This is a genomic window from Gilliamella sp. CG35 (genome assembly GCF_046635745.1).
In the GTDB taxonomy this organism is placed as follows: Bacteria; Pseudomonadota; Gammaproteobacteria; order Enterobacterales; family Orbaceae; genus Gilliamella; species Gilliamella apicola_I.
Genome location: NZ_JBIDFH010000005.1, coordinates 80,671 through 98,522 on the forward strand (window position 1 = coordinate 80,671; position 17,852 = coordinate 98,522).

Here is a 17,852-nt window from a genome sequence, read left to right on the forward strand (position 1 = left end):
GATTAGTGTATGCCTCCAATACGGCTAAAGCGAATCCCCGTAGGCCATTCATCGGGTTGTTTTTCAAAGCTAATCCATATTGCTGTCGCTTTACCAACGAAGTTTGATTCAGGCACAAATCCAAAATAACGGCTGTCGCCACTGTTATCACGATTATCACCCATCATAAAGTAATTGCCTTCTGGTACAACCCAAGTCGCAAGCGGTTGTCCATTTTGATGGAAGAAGTATTCAGGTTTTTCAATTATGTTTTCCGTTGTTAAAATATCGTGTTGTTCATCACCTAGTGTTTCTTGCTGTATGTTTATATTTAATGATTCGACAGAGTTTGAATCAGCAATACCTTTTTCTTTATACTGTTCTAAAGTATAAAAATTAGGCCCTGATTTGAATTGCTGATAAACTTGTTTCCAATTACTTAATTTTGGTTCACTGTAATGTAAATCCAGTGGTTGCGTTTTTTGCCCTACACAGTTGGTATCACTACTTTGGCAAGCAGGATAAATAAAGAGTTTTTTGTCTTGAACTGAGTAAACAATTTTATCACCTGGCAAGCCAACTACACGCTTAATTAAATCCATTTTTGAACCATCTGGGTGTTTAAAAACGGCAACATCTCCGCGTTTAGGATGCCCTGTCGATATAATGACCGTATTAGTAATGGGATCACGCAATCCATAAGAATATTTCTGAACAGCAATAAAATCACCAATCAAAAGAGTCTGCATCATCGAACCAGACGGAATCTGAAACGGTTCATATAGAAACGAGCGGATGAAAAATACAACAAAAAGAACGGGGAAAAATGAGGCTAAATTTTCTACCCAACCTTTTGGTTTACCGACTTGAGCCAGCACTTTTCCATCGATTTCACCATTGCATTGTTTACGGACTTCCTCAACTTTACGCTGTCTTGCAGGCTTCCAGCGGTATTTTTCTAAAAACCAAAAGATACCTGTTATCAATGTTGCTATTGTTAATATGATGGCGAATGTATTAGCCATTTTTTTTCCTCTTTTACTGGTTAATCTTTACCGACATGTAAAATAGCTAAAAACGCTTCTTGTGGTAATTCAACATTACCCACTTGTTTCATGCGTTTTTTACCCTCTTTTTGCTTTTGTAAAAGTTTTTTCTTACGACTAACGTCACCACCATAACATTTTGCTAATACATTTTTACGTAATTGCTTAACGGTAGAACGCGCAATGATATGATTTCCGATTGCTGCTTGAATAGCAATATCAAATTGTTGACGTGGAATTAAATCTTTCATTTTTTCAACTAATTCGCGACCACGGTAAGGTGCATTGTCCTTATGAGTGATTAACGCTAACGCATCGACACGTTCTCCGTTAATAAGTACATCTAACCTAACCATATCGGCAACTTGGAAACGTTTGAAACTGTAATCCAATGAAGCATAACCACGAGAAGTTGACTTTAACTTGTCAAAGAAATCTAAAACCACTTCGGTCATAGGGATTTCATAGGTTAGCGACACCTGATTTCCATGATAAACCATATGCGTTTGTACCCCACGCTTTTCAACACAAAGTGTAATAACATTGCCAAGATAAGTCTGTGGTACCAAAATGTTACACTCAGCAATAGGCTCACGCAATTCTTGAATATTGTTAACAGCAGGTAGTTTAGCAGGGCTGTCAACATAGATTATCTCGTTTGACGTTGTCAGCACTTCGTAAACTACTGTTGGCGCTGTCGTAATCAAATCTAAGTTGTATTCACGCTCTAACCGCTCTTGAATGATTTCCATGTGTAATAATCCAAGGAAACCACAACGGAAACCAAACCCTAATGCACCTGAGTTTTCTGGCTCATAAAATAGCGATGCATCATTTAGGCTTAGTTTTCCAAGTGCATCACGAAAGGCTTCATAATCATCCGAACTAGTCGGGAATAACCCAGCATAAACCTGGGGTTTTACTTTTTTGAACCCCGGTAATGGGTTTTCTGCTGGTGTTTTAGCAGATGTTAATGTATCACCAACAGGAGCCCCTAAAATATCTTTAATTGCACAGACAACCCAACCTACTTCACCACATTGTAAACAGGTTTTGTCGACTTGTTTTGGGGTAAATATTCCAAGGCGATCAACATTGTAAGTCATACCTGTGCTCATCACTTTGATTTTATCCCCTTTCTTTAATTCACCATTTTTAATGCGAATTAAAGACACAACACCAAGATAATTATCAAACCATGAATCAATTATCAATGCCTGCAAAGGTGCATTTGAATCGCCTTCAGGTGGCGGAATATCATTAACCAATTGTTCGAGTACATCAATAACCCCCACACCTGTTTTTGCTGAACAGCGAACAGCATTAGAGGCATCAATACCAACAATATCTTCGATTTCTTCTGCCACACGTTCTGGCTCAGCAGCGGGCAAATCAATTTTATTTAGCACTGGGACAACTTCAAGATTCATATCTAAAGCGGTATAACAGTTTGCCAGAGTTTGTGCTTCAACGCCTTGACCAGCATCAACCACTAACAGCGCCCCTTCACAAGCCGCTAACGATCGCGATACTTCGTAAGAGAAGTCAACATGACCGGGGGTGTCAATAAAATTAAGCTGATATGTCTCACCATTTTTTGCATGATAATCGAGCGTAACACTTTGTGCTTTAATTGTTATACCACGTTCACGTTCAAGATCCATTGAATCTAAAACTTGTGCTGCCATTTCACGATCAGACAGACCTCCACAAATTTGTATGATGCGGTCTGAAAGTGTAGATTTACCATGGTCAATATGAGCAATAATTGAAAAATTGCGGATATTTTTATTCATATCAATAAATTATATTTTGTATTTTAGTTGTAAACTATTAACTATTTAAATACCGAATAGTGATAAACAGTATCTCATAATAATTATAAAGCTAGAAAGAGTAGCATTTTACACATTTATCACTGCTAAGCATAGCGTTATCGAGAAGTTAGCCACTATTTCTCAATAATATTTTGTGCAATACGTTCTATAGTCGTTCGCGGTAGATTACCAATAATGATAATATTCTTTTTAGCAATATTGGTTGAAAAAATGGTTCGTCCACCTTGTTGGATAAACTGATTAGCCTGATTTGCTTTTTCGGAAGAAACATTGACTGTAAATGAAAAAACGCCATCTGAAAAAAGCTTTGTGGCTATATCTGAATTATAAAAATTGACATTATATGCTGCCACTTCTTTAAATCCTTTGGGTAGCCATGCTAATCGCCATGAATCGAGTACGTTTTCTTGTTTTTCAATAGATAATAAAATAGGGTAGCTTCGAGTTTCGATGTATTCCTTTACTGCTTTTTTATCAAAATTTTCGTCGAGATCGACGACTTTAAGTTGGCTGATAATTTCGCTATGTTGATCTAATAAATCTATACGAATCGGTAGGTAAATTTCATCATCAACCCAAATAACATAGCTATAACGATCTTTATCTTTTGCGACCATTTTAACCAATTGTACGCTACGATTTGCTGTCCGTGTTTTTCCTAATAAAGTAAAGTCATATACATCGGTAAGTTCATTAAAATCGTTATATATAATATCTGGGAAAGCCTCAACAATTCGTGAACTGCTTATCGAAAAAGACTCGCTATCCGGTTGGAAGTAGCTAATGACGTTTTCATGTAAAATAATTTCTCTCGCAGCACCTTCAAGATAAAGTAACAACGCTTTGACATCTTTTTTATTTTCCGCACCTAAATGCGTGTATTCATATGTGGTAACGTATTGATTTTTATCTTGTGATAAGAAGTGAATTTGATAATCTTGAGTTTGCACTGCCTTGCTCATTTTATTAAGCAGAGCGACAGGATCATTATTTTCACTAGCTTGAATTGACAGGGACATTAGCAGAAAAAACAGACTAGCAAATATATAGCTACTCTGTTTTATCATTGTTTGGAAATTTGAATAAAATTTTAATTTCATTTCGGATTACTGAGCATTTAACCTTTTTTGCAGTTCATAATCTTGTACAAGTAATCTGATTTTATCATATTGTCTTTTTTCTAGAAGTTGCTGATCATTCTGTTGCTGTAGTCCTCCAACAGGCGCAACATTGACACCAACAGGGATGGTATTTAAAGTTGGGATATTACTATCACTATCAGATTGACGTTGTTGATATTGTACACCCGCAATAATCGCTAAAGTAACGCAAGCAGCAAGACCAACTTGACTGACTTTTGCCATGACGTCTTTGAGACGAATCCAAATAAGATTTTGTTTATTTGGTCGCGATATTTCATCCTGATTAGGTTGATTGGTTAATTTGTTATAGATATCTTCTTTAGCAATGGCGTTTGCCACTTGTTTAGAAATATCCAAAGTTAATGCGCTACTATGCAAGTCACCACGCATTGCTTCTCTGGCAATATGATAGCGATGCCAACATGATTGAAGGCTTTCATCATTTGATATTTCATCAATGAAATGATCACTTGTAAACTCGCCATCCATAAGCAATGAAAGTTGCTCTTTCTGTTCAATTCGCATAGTAGATACCTTAAATTTATGACTACTCATTATCATTTTGTATTCAACCAATTAATGGTTTTAATTTTTCATCAATCGCATCTCTTGCTCTAAAAATGCGTGATCTCACTGTTCCAACCGGCGTATCCATTATTTCTGCAATCTCCTCATAACTTAAACCATCAATTTCACGTAATGTAATTGCTATTCTTAAATCATCAGGAAGCGCATCAATTGCTTCAAATACGGCTTTTTTAACTTCATCAGAAAGCGCTAAATTTTCAGGATTATCAAGATCCCTGAGCGAATCAGCTCCTTCATAACTTTCCGCCTCGCTTGCATCAATATCCGATGAAGGTGGTCTTCGACCTTGAGACGTTAAATAATTCTTTGCTGTGTTAACCGCTATGCGGTATAACCATGTGTAAAAAACACTTTCCCCTTTAAATAAGCTTAACGAACGATAAGCTTTGATAAAGGTTTCTTGTACAACATCTGGCACTTCAGAAGCAAGTACATAACGAGAAACCAAGTGAGACAATTTATTTTGATAACGAACCACAAGTAAATTGAACGCATTTTTATCTCCGTTTAATACACGGTCAACTAAAACTTGGTCTGTTACTTGCTCCCCCATTAAAGGCCATTCCTCATTATGTTAATAACTGTTGCTCGGCCAAAACGCTGCACTCAAACAGTTAGATTCTTAAATTAAAAAAAAGTTCCATTATTTTAATAGAAATTTTATTTTGGGATCTATTAATAATTAAATTAAAGTTTTTTAAAACTAAAACCAGTTGATTTATTTAACTATTTTTCATAACACTATTGTGTAATGACATTTTAAATAATGCTAATTTAATAAAAAGATCTCACGTTTACCAGCATCATTATAGGTGATTTGGTAAAATTGAGGTAGATTAAAATTGACTGAACTACTCGTTTTAAAGGTAAAACGATCATCGGATAGCACATAAAAATCATTTATATCTTTAACCATACTCTCCTTTGTGCCGTTGCAATTACGGTAAATTTCTATTTGGTTATTTTCATTCAAAATGTAAAGATCGAATCCTGAATCGGTATCTTCAAAAAAGAATTGAATGATTCCCTCATAGGCAACACTGTCAATTTCTTTTGGTAACTCATTTGTTTGATCCAAAATATTTAACGGGCGACCTTGTACTTTATTGTTCGATACTGCCCCATAAAAATCGATTGCATTATCAAACTGATGAAAAGAGACCCCTAACCTTTCAAAAAAGAGATACCATGAAGAACCACCTATCCGTAATGGTTTAACTTGTGTCGAATTATTTTGTGTCGTGGTTAATCGTAATTCTATACATTCATCCATTAATGTTTTCATTTGTTGCTTAATTTCATTACCTAAATATTTACTGTAGCAAAAAATTTCCATAGGATTAGGTAAATCCGCATCTTTGTGCATGCGATTTAATAACGTTTTAATTGCTTCCAGTACGCACAACGCTCCGCTAAAATGTAGTACACGTATTTCATTCCATGAATTGCGATAAAGTAAATCAACCGATCCCACCAAACTTAACTCTTTTTTTCCGTAATTTAACACATTGTTGCTAAACTCAAATTCAAAATCTAGATTAGTACTAGGATCATCTTCAAGATTTAACATGATTGCTAAATGACGAATTTCACAAGGCCCATATAACTGTTCTTCCGTCGCCTTTGGAATTTCTATAGGAAAATATTCTTTTAAGTTTTCAATTAATTTATTGATTTTCGAGTTATCTCTTTTTTCACCGTCATGACAGTAAAATTGAGTTTTATCTGAGATTAAGCCATTAAAATAACACCAACCGACTAGTTTAACCAGATATTTACTATATTCTAAATATTGATGACCTGAAATTGAGTTTAATACCGGTTTTTGATTATACACATACCAACCGGCACGATTAATTCTATCTTCTTTTACGTGGATAAACGTTAATGCTTGTTCTTGCAAATTATTAGCAATATTTAACTTTAACGTCGTTATTTTTCCGGGTAATACTTCAAAAGAAGCATAAAGCTTGCGAGTTAAAATTGCCATATCTTGTGGACTAATGAGAGAATCCAAATTATTACGGCGCCCAAAATTAAGTAAATTTCGGTATCCTGTCATCATGGTTTGCAGTAATATTTCATGCATTTCTCGAACTTGCTCTATCTTCCATGTATGACTCGCATCCAATTTAGCTAAACGCTCTGACGTCCAGCCCCACTCTTTTACCAGATCATTCAAAACGTCCCGACGCCATGAAACAGCTTTTTTTGTTTGAGAAAGTTTTTCGTTTACTTTTAGATAAAAACAGATTCTGATCAGATCCAGCCTTTCAAAATCTTTAATCTCGATTAAATATTGAGTGATCCTATCTAAAAGCATATAGTAAGAATCTAAATTTATTCCCTTTTGAGTTAGCGATTTTTGGATACATTCTCGCATTTCATAAGCTATGGGTCTATTTTGCGGATATATCCAAGAATAAGCTTCTAGTAGTAACGTTTTGAGCACCGCTTTAAAAGGAGAATCGATACTTTTGTAGAGTTGCCATAAACTGGCTCCAAAATACTCTTCAGCAGAAAGACCTGTTAAAGGTCCAAAATCGATCCACTCTTCCCGCTTAATTAGCTTTGAATCAACCAAAGCATTCACACACTGTTCATAAGTCGAATAGCTAACGTTATTCACGGTGAAGTTATAGGGCACCACAAACCATAACAGATATTTTCCTGCTAATAGTGTGGCTGTTCGATAAAATTCCTCAAGTAATAAAATGTGTTGCGCAGAACCACAATTTTCCCCCATTAAACATTCATGATGTTTATTGATGAAGCGATCCACATCAACGACAAATAAGGTTAATTTTACATTTTGTTCTTTAGCCCAATTTTCGACTAAACGACATTTTTCAATTAAGGCTTGCTTTCTTTTTTCGGATAAATTATTTTCAATACAAAGCCAAATATCTAAATCGGATTCGACTGATTGTCCAATGGAACATGTACTACCCATGGAGTAGAGTGCCGATATTTCGGGATTGTTCACATTTGGAATAGCCTCAAATTCAAAACAGTTCTTGAGTTGCAAACAAATCTCATCGGTCGTCTGGTAATAAGCGATTCCTGATGGAGTATCTTCAGCATGATAGCCGGGCAATTTAGGGTCATGAAAATGAAAAATGGCGGGTAGCAAAGAAAATACACGTTGAAACTCAATTGACATCCCAGTCAAAGCACGTTCATGTTTTAGATGGACAAGATCTTTAAGTTCTTTTTTTATGTTATTAATATAATATAGCATAACTTTATCTGGATGAAACACGTGTACTACTAACGGACTGCTTCAATCTAACATTTTATGAGTAGAAGGTAAATAGAATAAAAAATATAAAAATTTGTTAAGTGAACTATTATGATAACAATAGAAAAAATTACGAATCAATTTAAAACAAATAGTAACGCGAGCTCGATTGATAACAAAGCTGCAGTACTTTTACCCATTATTAACGATGGCAAACAACCTCAATTGTTATTTCAGGTCAGATCGAACAAACTTAAATGGCAACCAGGCGATATCTGTTTTCCTGGCGGTCGGGTAGAATTGACTGACTTAGATCCAGAATATACCGCAAAAAGAGAAACATTTGAAGAATTAGGTATCCCAATGAGTCAAATGACTATTTTAGGAAAAATGCCTAAATTTATCGCCACATTGGGGCTAGTCATTTATCCGTTTGTTGCAAAAATAGATTCCCTTGATAATTTACAGCTTAATCGGGATGAGGTCGAACAAATATTTACCGTACCGATTGATTGGTTTATTGAAAATCCCCCGCAACAAGCTGTAATGCTAATCGGGCATAAACCATCAGATAACTTTCCTTTTCATCTATTACCAAATATCCGCTCTGACTGGCAAAAAAGATCGGAGCATAATATCTTGTATTATTCATATAATAATCGTATTATTTGGGGATTAACTGCCCAAATTTTATCTAATTTTATCAATACAATTAGTCGTTAGTTAAAATGGATAACTCGAAACCAATTTAATTATTCATTTAATTAAAGCTTTTTTTGTAGCAATTTGTAGTAATTTTAGCAATTAATGCTAAACAATATGTCCATGTAACAAAAAATCCTTGAGAATCACTCAGTAAATATTTTAAATAGATAGCGTTGTTTAATTTATCTCTCGTTAACAACTTTACGTCTGAACACTTTTGAAAGTTAAAAAAAGACAACATCTGAGAGCTACTTAAGATTTCTACACTCTCTATTAAAGATTTCATCTCTACCCATTGAATAATTGTTAAACATTGATTATTAATTTCAATCATTTAAAAAATAAGGGTATTATCATGAAACGTTTCAATAAATCATCGATCGCATTAGCTGTAGTATTATCGTTACCGTTCGTTAGTGTTTATGCTGCCTTACCTTTAACCGATGAAGAAAGTAGTAATTTAATTCCAATGAAAGAGATTTCGGTAACAGGTAATTATTTGCAAGCGCAAAATGCGGAAGATGATATTTCAAAAGCAGCCGATGAAGCTGGAGCTAAGTATTATCATATTAAAGCACTTGAAGCGGCAGAAACATCAAGCTCAGCTGATTCTGCTATTGTCTATGCTGATATTTATCAATCTAATGCACCGATTGCATTAAATAAAGAAGAAACAACTTATAATGGTATAGTTGCTTATGAACGTAACAAAGCACTTTATTATTTGCCATTTGAAGTTGTCAAATTTAAAGGAAGTTTTAACAACACATCTGAAATCACCACTGAAGCAAGTAAAATCGCAGCAGATAAAGATGCTTATGCATTTTATATCAGCTCTATCGAGCCTTCTAATCTAAAAAATCAATCTCAAGATGTTGAAGTGGCTTTATATAAAAAAGATGCGCCAGTAAGAGATTATATCGTTACCAAAGCAATTGAAGGTGAAGATGCTTATGAAATCAGTAGTGATGCATTTAAAACGATGAAACCTTATACCACAATTGTTTTCCATGGCGTCTTTAACAACACTACTGAAATAAGTGCTGCTGCACAGAAACATGCAATTGCAAATGGCGCTCAATTTTATTACGTGAAAGAGGTATCAACCAACCCAGCCAATACAGCACAAACAGTTTATGTTAATTTATATAAATAAAATATCTTAATTGCATTTTCCACGTGTTAGAGAACTCAATCACTTTAACCCGTGGAAAACATAAAATCTTACAATACTTAAATAGTGAATAATGCTGTTTAAATAGCCAACCTTTATCTGTTTAATAATTTATTTGTTAAAAACATATATCTAAATTCATTACAAAACATAATTTTAAGAAACACCTGATTTTTCTCATTTTCAATCACTGCATTAAAACGGTTGGGAAACGTATGTTATTAAAAAATGTTAGGATTAAACGATATATCAATGTTACGAAAAAAATATTAAAACACAGTTCTTTTGTCATCATTTTTGTTAGTTCAACAACTGATGCACTCAGTGCTAAAACAGCGCAAGTTATTCAAGGCACTGCGCCTTATTTTACTCAAGCTGACAAAGTAGGGGTTGAAGGTGCTCGTGATTACGATAAAGCAAATTTTATTTATTTTGGTGTTAAATTCAAAGGTGCAACATATTCGGGAATGAATGATCTAAACATGGCGATAAAACAATCTGGATTTTCCGCCGTCGATCCAAACACAACCACACCCAATCAACTGTTAGCGCTATTAAAATCCAGTTATGGATTAGAGGGGACTATACTGCCATTTAACCCTTTGTTAGTTGCCGATGATAGGAATAATGTTGCTGATGATGAAGGTGATATTCCAATTAAAATAAATCCTCCTGATGCAGGATTAAAAATCGATTGGTTTTATCGCTCTATCAATCAATCTTTTTTGTTGCTGGAATCAGATAGAAATAGAACTTTTTGTGAATTGGCTCGATTAGGTTGGAATCCCTATATTCGAATATCAGGCCCTGTTGTTTTAGTGACCGAATTTGGAGAACCAAACTTCAGAGTTTATGCATCGCCTAAACGGGACTTTTTTATTTATAATGCAATTAGACCCACCGTATGCGCAGCCAAACCTTCTATTGCTTACTCATTTGTTTTTGAAGGTCGGGATTATACAGGAGAATGGGCTAAACTAACTTGGGGTGAAAATAATGAATATACGTATGACTCTGGTCTGGTTAATAAGGTGCGTTCAAAAGGTTTTCCAACAACTGGGTTTGACCATGCTCAATTCACCATGTCTTTTGCAGGTGTTCCATTTGATTTATCCACCATTTCAACATCGACAAATTCAAATGGTATAAATCTGACAACTAATCTTCTTAAAAACAATGATATTGATGACTACTTAGTTAATACTTCTCTGCAATTTCATTTATCCGGAAAAGCGATCGACAAGCCTACTTTTTCAATCAAGTCCAATGAGAACGAAATATACACTTTTACAATTAATAAATGGTTTGCTACGTCTGATTTAAATGCAACCACTTATGACCAAAGTGCACAAGCTTGCCAAGGCAATTATGTTGTTCCAACGATTGAAGACTTTACCAATAGTGATCAAACAATTATCACTTCTGGAGCATGTAAATCAGATAACAACTCTAACAATTGTCTGGCAATTAAGAGTAATCATTATTATCGAAAAGTTGGAAAGAGTCTTTTTGCTGAATGGGGCGATATCACCAATGAACAAAACCAGTATTACCATGCTTATCCGGGTAATAACTTTCCTAAAAATATTTTATATTGGACATCGGAAGAAAGAGATACTAATCATCAATATGCAGTGGGGCCATCTATTGGTGCGATTGAATGGTTAGCGAAAGATGAACCGATCAATTTTGTTTGTGTGCTTAAATGATAACGCGTCTTTTCGAGGATTTTGCTGTAATCATATGCTTATTTGAACTGATGATTTAAAAAATAATAGTGATAAATTAATTTTTTTAAAATATAAAATATTGAAGTTTACTGAAGCGATGCCAATTTGAACAAAATTTATTGAAATTTAAATTTAGATCTTATTGGAAAATAGAAACAATTGATTCTTTATAAGAAGAAAAGAAGAATAAATGGCTGGGGTACCAGGATTCGAACCTGGGCATGGCGGGATCAAAACCCGCTGCCTTACCGCTTGGCTATACCCCAATATTATTCAGGAAAAAGATATCTAGTGGTACGGGTAGTGAGATTTGAACTCGCACACCTTTTCGGAACTAGAACCTGAATCTAGCGCGTCTACCAATTCCGCCATACCCGTATTGGAATACTCAAGAAAGTAACAAACAGAGATAAAACAGATTAACTAATAGATATCAAAATATGCAGATTGGAATGGCTGGGGTACCAGGATTCGAACCTGGGCGTGGCGGGATCAAAACCCGCTGCCTTACCGCTTGGCTATACCCCAATAAAGGATAACATTAAGATTAAAATGGTGCGGGTGAAGGGACTTGAACCCCCACGCCTCGCGGCGCCAGAACCTAAATCTGGTGCGTCTACCAATTTCGCCACACCCGCATGATATACTTCCGGTAAAAGTATAACTTAATCTTAATGGTGGCTACGACGGGATTCGAACCTGTGACCCCATCATTATGAGTGATGTGCTCTAACCAGCTGAGCTACGTAGCCATTTCATTCGCAACGTCATAACCAACACTGCGAGGCGCATTATGCTTGTGTTGAGGCAAATCGTCAACCCTTTTTTTTAGATATTTTAAAAAAAAGTTATGATTGATTAAGTTGCAAGCGAATCCAGTTTAATATCACTTCAATTCGCCTTTTTTGCAACTCAAGATTAATGGATTGTCCAGTAAACCCTTGAGCAATAATTTCTTGCACATTCACACTATAGGCTAAATTATAAGCATGTTCAAGATATTGAGCTTGCGGATAAGTTGCGCTTTCATTGAAAGCTTCACTGGCAATAATCAATTGCTTTAAATGATGAGGATGACGCCAAACATCAATACCATTTAATAATTCTAAAATTTGTGAAGCGCTTTGCACTGTTATATGACTAACAACCTTTCTGTATTGTTGAACTATTTTGGCAATTTTAGAAAATGAAGTTGGTGCTTTTATCTGTTTACATAAACGTTCAACGGAATCTTTACTGATTAAATCACCACATAAAACGCCAAAACGCACAGTTAACTCATGGGTAAGATTTACTGATTTTTTTAAAGCATAGATTATATTGGTCGTTAACACTAATTCAGGAAATAAAATTTGAAGTGCTCCGCATTGCTCAAGGACTTGGAAATAAATTTGTGGATTTTCGCTGGCTAATGCTTTTTCTGTTTCTTTCCACACTCTTTCAGGAGTGAGATAGCTTATTTCGCCTATGGATATCATCTCTTTCATAAGATCCAATGTTTCTTGAGCGATTGTAAATCCTAAATGATGATACCGAGCAGCAAAACGGGCTACGCGTAAAACACGTAAGGGATCTTCGCGAAAAGCATTTGAAACATGACGCAACAATCTTTGATTAATATCATCTACGCCATGGTAAGGATCGACAATATTCCCTTGCTCATCCATGGCAATAGCATTGATGGTGAGATCCCGACGAATTAAATCTTGTTCTAAGGTAATTTCTTTACTGAAATCACAAATAAAGCCACAATACCCTTTTCCTGATTTACGTTCAGTACGCGCTAAAGCATATTCTTCTTTCGTTTTTGGATGTAAAAATACCGGAAAGTCTCGACCGACTTGCTCAAAACCTAACGAAATAAGTTCTTCGGGGGTTGCGCCAACGACAACCCAATCTCGATCGAAAACTGGCAGACCTAATAATCTATCCCGAACTGCTCCACCAACAAGATAGACTTCACTCATCTAACGCATCCAACGGTCTTTTTTACTTCGGCGAGGCATAATAATAGGTAAAATAAGACCTAAGATAAGTCCACCACCTGCAACAAGACCACCATAAGTAAACCAAGTCACAATTAAGTCACGTCGCTTATCATCTACTTGATTTAACATTGAGTCTAACATTGCTGCTTGTTCTTTTACTTGTTTCTCCAATTCGATATTTTTATTTTTCAAGTTCTGAACTAATTCTTCTGAGGTTCGTAATTGTTGCACATAGTCGGTCACTAATTTCTGTTGATATTTATCCGCATTATCAACTTTATCTTTGTATTCGGCTATTTTAGCTTCCAAATAAGGAATACGCTCTTTAAGGCTTGGTGTATCGCTTAATTTATTGGTTTCGATCCATGCCACATTGCCACTTTTCAGCAGCAGCTTAGTGTATTTACCATCCGCACTTCTTTCAAGCGCATTGACTTTTGAACCACTTTTGATCGTATTTGTGAAAGCATGTTGTTGGCTAGGACCACGACGTAAGTAAACATCAACCTCATCAATAACATATTTATCAACAGCATTTGCACTAAAAGCAACTGCAATAAGAGAAATTAAGGTAAAAATATTTTGTTTCTTCATAAAATTTCAACTAATCATCCATAAATAATTACATAATAACATAAAAATTGGATATTTCGCATAATCATTTTACATTTTATGTTTCTTAATTATCCAATACTTAATTCGCCTCATCAATTGAAAACGATTACATTTTTTATGCGATCTTAATCACAGATTAAAAAATTTATTATTTAAATAAAAGATAATAATCGCTAATTTATATTTAGCAAAGCAATTAACAATGGGAGATATTATGAACTGCCGTCTTAGCAATAAAAATTTAGATATTCTTATTCGAACAAAACCCTATGTAGAATTATGTTATTTTGGTAAACGATTACATGATGATCACATTGAAAATTATGATTTATTTATTCCGGCAGTGCCAAATTCACGCATTGATGTTCACGTCCCTTTTACTCTCTGTCCAGAAGAAGGATTAGGTAATTTTAGTACGCCAGGATTAGAAGGACACAGGAATGGAAAAGATTGGTCTCCCGTATTTGTTACCAAAGATGTAGAAAAATCAAACAATCAAATAACAATTATCAGTGAAGACAGTATCGCAAAATTACGTTTAACCAGTCAGTTTATTTTGGATGATTGTGGGGTATTACAATGTCAAAATAGCCTGACCAACTTAGGTGAAGAACCTTATTCAGTCAATCGATTATCAATAACGCTTCCTATTCCTGAACGTGCACAAGAATTAATGGCTTTTAGTGGACGCTGGATTAAAGAATTTTTTCCTCACAGAACAAAAATTGAACATTGTAGCTATTTACAAGAAAATCGCCGAGGAAGAACTTCACATGAATATTTCCCTGGTATGATTGTTGGTACCACAGGGTTTAAAGAACAAACAGGCGAAGTTTGGGGAATTCATTTAGGTTGGAGTGGTAATCATCGTATCCAAGTTGCGGTTAAAAGTAATGGTAAACGCTTTATTCAAGCCGAAGCATTATATAGCGCAGGCGAAATATCGCTCGCCCAAGGTGAAACCCTTACAACACCATGGCTATATGCCACTTACAGTGATGAAGGTTTAAATAAAATGAGTCACCACTTTCATCAATTTCTGCGTAACAATATTATTACCTTTCCACAAAATAAAGCACGTCCTGTTCATCTTAATACTTGGGAAGGTATCTTTTTTGACCATAATCCAGATTACATTATGAAAATGGCAAGTAAAGCGGCACAAATGGGCGTTGAGCGCTTTATTATCGACGACGGTTGGTTTGGCAAGCGTGATGACGATTACCAAGGTTTAGGTGATTGGTACCTTGATGAACGAAAATACCCCAATGGACTTGAACCGGTTATCGAGCACGTGAAAAATTTGGGCATGGAATTTGGTATTTGGGTTGAGCCTGAAATGATCAACAAAAACTCGGATTTATATCGAGCACACCCTGATTGGCTACTTGAGTTATCGGGTTATCAACAACCTGAAGGACGTCATCAATATTTATTAGATTTGCAAAATCCTGCTGTTTTTGATTATTTACTTGAAAGATTAATATGGTTACTAGGTAGTTATGATATTGATTATATCAAATGGGATATGAATCGAGAAATTGTTCAAGCGGGTCACAATGGCAATCCAGCTATTGTTGGACAAACAAAAGCCTTGTATCGTTTACTCGATATTTTACGAGAAAAATTTCCGAACGTAGAAATCGAATCATGTTCATCAGGGGGTGGACGGATAGATTATGAAATATTAAAACGAACACAACGATTCTGGACTTCAGATTCTAACGATGCATTAGACAGACAAATCATTCAACGCGGAATGAGTTATTTCTTCCCACCAGAAGTCATGGGCGCACATATTGGTGGCGCTTTGTGTCATACAACTTATCGTGAACTGAACATGAATCTTAGGGGATTAACTGCTTTATTTGGTCATATGGGCGTTGAACTTGACCCCGTAAAAGAATCAGAAGTTGAACAGCATGCATTTGCACATTATATTGGACTACATAAACAATTACGAAATTTATTGCATAGTGGTAACAATTATCGATTGGATGTTGATGACAGCAATGCAATGCAAAGTTATGGAGTAGTAAGCCAAGATAAAAAAGATGCTGCGTTTATCATTGCCCAATTAACCTTACCAACTTATGCTTTAAGTGGTAACTTACGCTTGACTGGTCTACTGCCCGAAAAACAATATTTGATTGAAATACTTGATCTACCTGATAATATTGATCCGAAAATAAATGGACATGTAATGAAAGCTCTACCTTATTGGATGGTCAACAAAACGATATTATCAGGCGACTGGTTAATGCAAATTGGACTACCTTTACCCGTTTTAGATCCTGCAACAGCAATGTTAATTAGAGTGGTAGCTCAATAAAAACTTTTGACTTACAAAGCACACAATAAATTTACAAAAAATTAATATTTTTTTGAAAATAACAAGGGGGAAAAAGGCCATAATGCAATTTTCCCTTTGTATTAAATTAAGTTTGTATGATCAGAATTTAATCGAATTATTGGCAAATAGTTTTTTTTCCTTTATTATAATTAGTTAGGAATAATAAATAGTTATAGTCAATTATTAAGAGAAACAAACTGGATCAACTAAAAGAAGTTTTAAGATGTAAGTAAAGTAAAAGATATTTTAGTACAGATTACTTCCCGCTTTACAAATACTTTTCATTTTTATTTCGTTGGTAGTCTACATAGCTCTATATTGGCAATCTTAAATTATAAAAATTTACATGAAATAAATTTAGTTTGAGTAATTATTTTAGCGATAGTAATTTAATAAAAGGTTTTTTTATGGCGACAATAAAAGATGTTGCATATTTAGCTGAAGTTTCAGTTGCAACAGTATCCCGAGTTATAAATAATGCAAATAATGTAAGTAAAAATACACGTGAAGTCGTAAAAAAAGCCATGGAGACATTAAACTATTATCCAGATGCTAACGCTCGCGCATTATCTCAACAACACTCTAATACAATTGGCATTGTGGTCGCAGATGTGTCCGACCCTTTTTTTGGGGCGATGGTTAGCACGGTTGAAAAAGTAGCTTATCGAACTGGTCATTTTTTGCTAATTGGCAATGGATACCATAAAGAAAAACAAGAATACAATGCCATTACTCAGCTTATTGAGCACCGCTGTAAATCATTAGTTGTTCATGCCAAAATACTTTCCGATGAAACACTCATAAAATTGATGCAACAAGTGCCAGGCATGGTTATCATCAATCGTATAGTGAAAGGGTTTGAAGCACGTTGTATTGCACTTGATGACCGTTATGGCTCGTATATCGCGGTCAAACATTTAATTCAAAATGGACATACGAAAATAGGTTATTTATGTTCGAATCACGAAATTTCAGACGCTTCAGATCGACTAAATGGTTATAAAGATGCGTTGAGTGAATTTAATATCGAGATAGAACAGAATCTAATTACCTACTCTTCGCCTGATGAAATAGGTGGAGAAGAAGCCATGAAATCCTTATTAGAAAGGAATCGAAACATCACCGCTATAGCCTGTTATAATGATTCTATGGCTGCGGGTGCCATGTCAGTCCTGTATGATAATGATTTAAAAATCCCAGCTGATATTTCTGTTATTGGGTTTGATGATTTATTAATGGCTAATTATTTACATCCTAAACTGACAACGGTTCGGTATCCTTTACAAGCAATGGCAGAACAAGCAGCTGAGCTTGCCTTATCCCTCGCTAAAGGAGAGGCTCCCTCAAATAACTTAATTAATATTTTTACCCCAACATTAACTAAACGTTATTCTGTCAATTCTATAGGCTAAGGTAGAAATAAACATTCAATAAAGCGTTTCAATATTAGCGG

General features: G+C 35.1%; 13 protein-coding genes and 5 tRNA genes. 5 read left to right on the forward strand and 13 right to left on the reverse strand.

Going from position 1 to position 17,852, the window contains the following annotated elements; translation table 11 throughout:
- Positions 1–2: 2 nt before the first annotated feature.
- From lepB to ACGH4F_RS03730, 6 genes are all read right to left on the reverse strand, one after another.
- A complete protein-coding gene (lepB, locus tag ACGH4F_RS03705; RefSeq protein ID WP_411590027.1) occupies positions 3–1,004 on the reverse strand; it encodes a signal peptidase I in 1,002 nt (333 codons plus the stop codon).
- 20 nt (positions 1,005–1,024) lie between these two features.
- Positions 1,025–2,821, reverse strand: a complete 1,797-nt coding sequence (gene lepA, locus ACGH4F_RS03710) for a translation elongation factor 4 (RefSeq protein WP_267379205.1) — start codon at positions 2,819–2,821, stop codon at positions 1,025–1,027.
- 155 nt (positions 2,822–2,976) lie between these two features.
- Positions 2,977–3,963 carry a MucB/RseB C-terminal domain-containing protein gene (locus ACGH4F_RS03715; protein ID WP_267350579.1) on the reverse strand — a complete coding sequence of 329 codons (987 nt, stop codon included), beginning with the start codon at positions 3,961–3,963 and terminating at the stop codon, positions 2,977–2,979.
- Between the two features lie 6 nt (positions 3,964–3,969).
- Positions 3,970–4,530, reverse strand: a complete 561-nt coding sequence (locus ACGH4F_RS03720) for an RseA family anti-sigma factor (RefSeq protein WP_267350581.1) — start codon at positions 4,528–4,530, stop codon at positions 3,970–3,972.
- Positions 4,531–4,573: 43 nt separating this feature from the next.
- The gene (gene rpoE / locus ACGH4F_RS03725) at positions 4,574–5,146 is read right to left on the reverse strand and encodes an RNA polymerase sigma factor RpoE (protein WP_267350583.1); all 573 of its coding nucleotides are present in this window, start codon (positions 5,144–5,146) and stop codon (positions 4,574–4,576) included.
- Positions 5,147–5,362: 216 nt separating this feature from the next.
- Complete coding sequence (locus ACGH4F_RS03730) at positions 5,363–7,834, reverse strand: class I adenylate cyclase (protein WP_411590030.1); 2,472 nt, start codon at positions 7,832–7,834, stop codon at positions 5,363–5,365.
- Between the two features lie 111 nt (positions 7,835–7,945).
- Between ACGH4F_RS03730 and ACGH4F_RS03735 the strand changes: the two genes are divergently transcribed.
- The 3 genes from ACGH4F_RS03735 (at position 7,946) to ACGH4F_RS03745 (ending at position 11,422) form a co-directional block, all read left to right on the forward strand.
- Positions 7,946–8,557, forward strand: coding sequence for an NUDIX hydrolase (locus tag ACGH4F_RS03735; protein WP_267350586.1), 612 nt, complete (start codon positions 7,946–7,948; stop codon positions 8,555–8,557).
- 337 nt (positions 8,558–8,894) lie between these two features.
- Entirely contained in the window at positions 8,895–9,695 is an 801-nt protein-coding gene (locus tag ACGH4F_RS03740) for a YdgH/BhsA/McbA-like domain containing protein (protein ID WP_267350588.1), read from the forward strand.
- Between the two features lie 233 nt (positions 9,696–9,928).
- Positions 9,929–11,422 (forward strand): hypothetical protein, encoded by a 1,494-nt coding sequence (locus tag ACGH4F_RS03745; protein WP_411590032.1) that lies wholly within the window; start codon positions 9,929–9,931, stop codon positions 11,420–11,422.
- Positions 11,423–11,634: 212 nt separating this feature from the next.
- Here the strand turns inward: ACGH4F_RS03745 and ACGH4F_RS03750 are convergent.
- The 7 genes from ACGH4F_RS03750 to ACGH4F_RS03780 all read right to left on the reverse strand — a co-directional run bounded on the left by ACGH4F_RS03750 (position 11,635) and on the right by ACGH4F_RS03780 (position 14,025).
- A tRNA-Gln gene (locus ACGH4F_RS03750) sits at positions 11,635–11,709 on the reverse strand.
- A 26-nt stretch (positions 11,710–11,735) separates the two neighbouring features.
- A tRNA-Leu gene (locus ACGH4F_RS03755) sits at positions 11,736–11,821 on the reverse strand.
- A 75-nt stretch (positions 11,822–11,896) separates the two neighbouring features.
- A tRNA-Gln gene (locus ACGH4F_RS03760) sits at positions 11,897–11,971 on the reverse strand.
- A gap of 25 nt (positions 11,972–11,996) precedes the next feature.
- Positions 11,997–12,081, reverse strand: a tRNA-Leu gene (locus tag ACGH4F_RS03765).
- Between the two features lie 37 nt (positions 12,082–12,118).
- Positions 12,119–12,195: transfer RNA gene (locus tag ACGH4F_RS03770), tRNA-Met, on the reverse strand.
- Between the two features lie 96 nt (positions 12,196–12,291).
- Positions 12,292–13,410, reverse strand: a complete 1,119-nt coding sequence (locus ACGH4F_RS03775) for a multifunctional CCA tRNA nucleotidyl transferase/2'3'-cyclic phosphodiesterase/2'nucleotidase/phosphatase (protein WP_411590033.1) — start codon at positions 13,408–13,410, stop codon at positions 12,292–12,294.
- A complete protein-coding gene (locus tag ACGH4F_RS03780; RefSeq protein ID WP_267350594.1) occupies positions 13,411–14,025 on the reverse strand; it encodes a TIGR04211 family SH3 domain-containing protein in 615 nt (204 codons plus the stop codon).
- A gap of 235 nt (positions 14,026–14,260) precedes the next feature.
- Between ACGH4F_RS03780 and ACGH4F_RS03785 the strand changes: the two genes are divergently transcribed.
- Complete coding sequence (locus ACGH4F_RS03785; protein ID WP_411590035.1) at positions 14,261–16,378, forward strand: alpha-galactosidase; 2,118 nt, start codon at positions 14,261–14,263, stop codon at positions 16,376–16,378.
- A gap of 428 nt (positions 16,379–16,806) precedes the next feature.
- Positions 16,807–17,811 (forward strand): substrate-binding domain-containing protein, encoded by a 1,005-nt coding sequence (locus ACGH4F_RS03790; protein ID WP_267379188.1) that lies wholly within the window; start codon positions 16,807–16,809, stop codon positions 17,809–17,811.
- Positions 17,812–17,852: the final 41 nt, after the last annotated feature.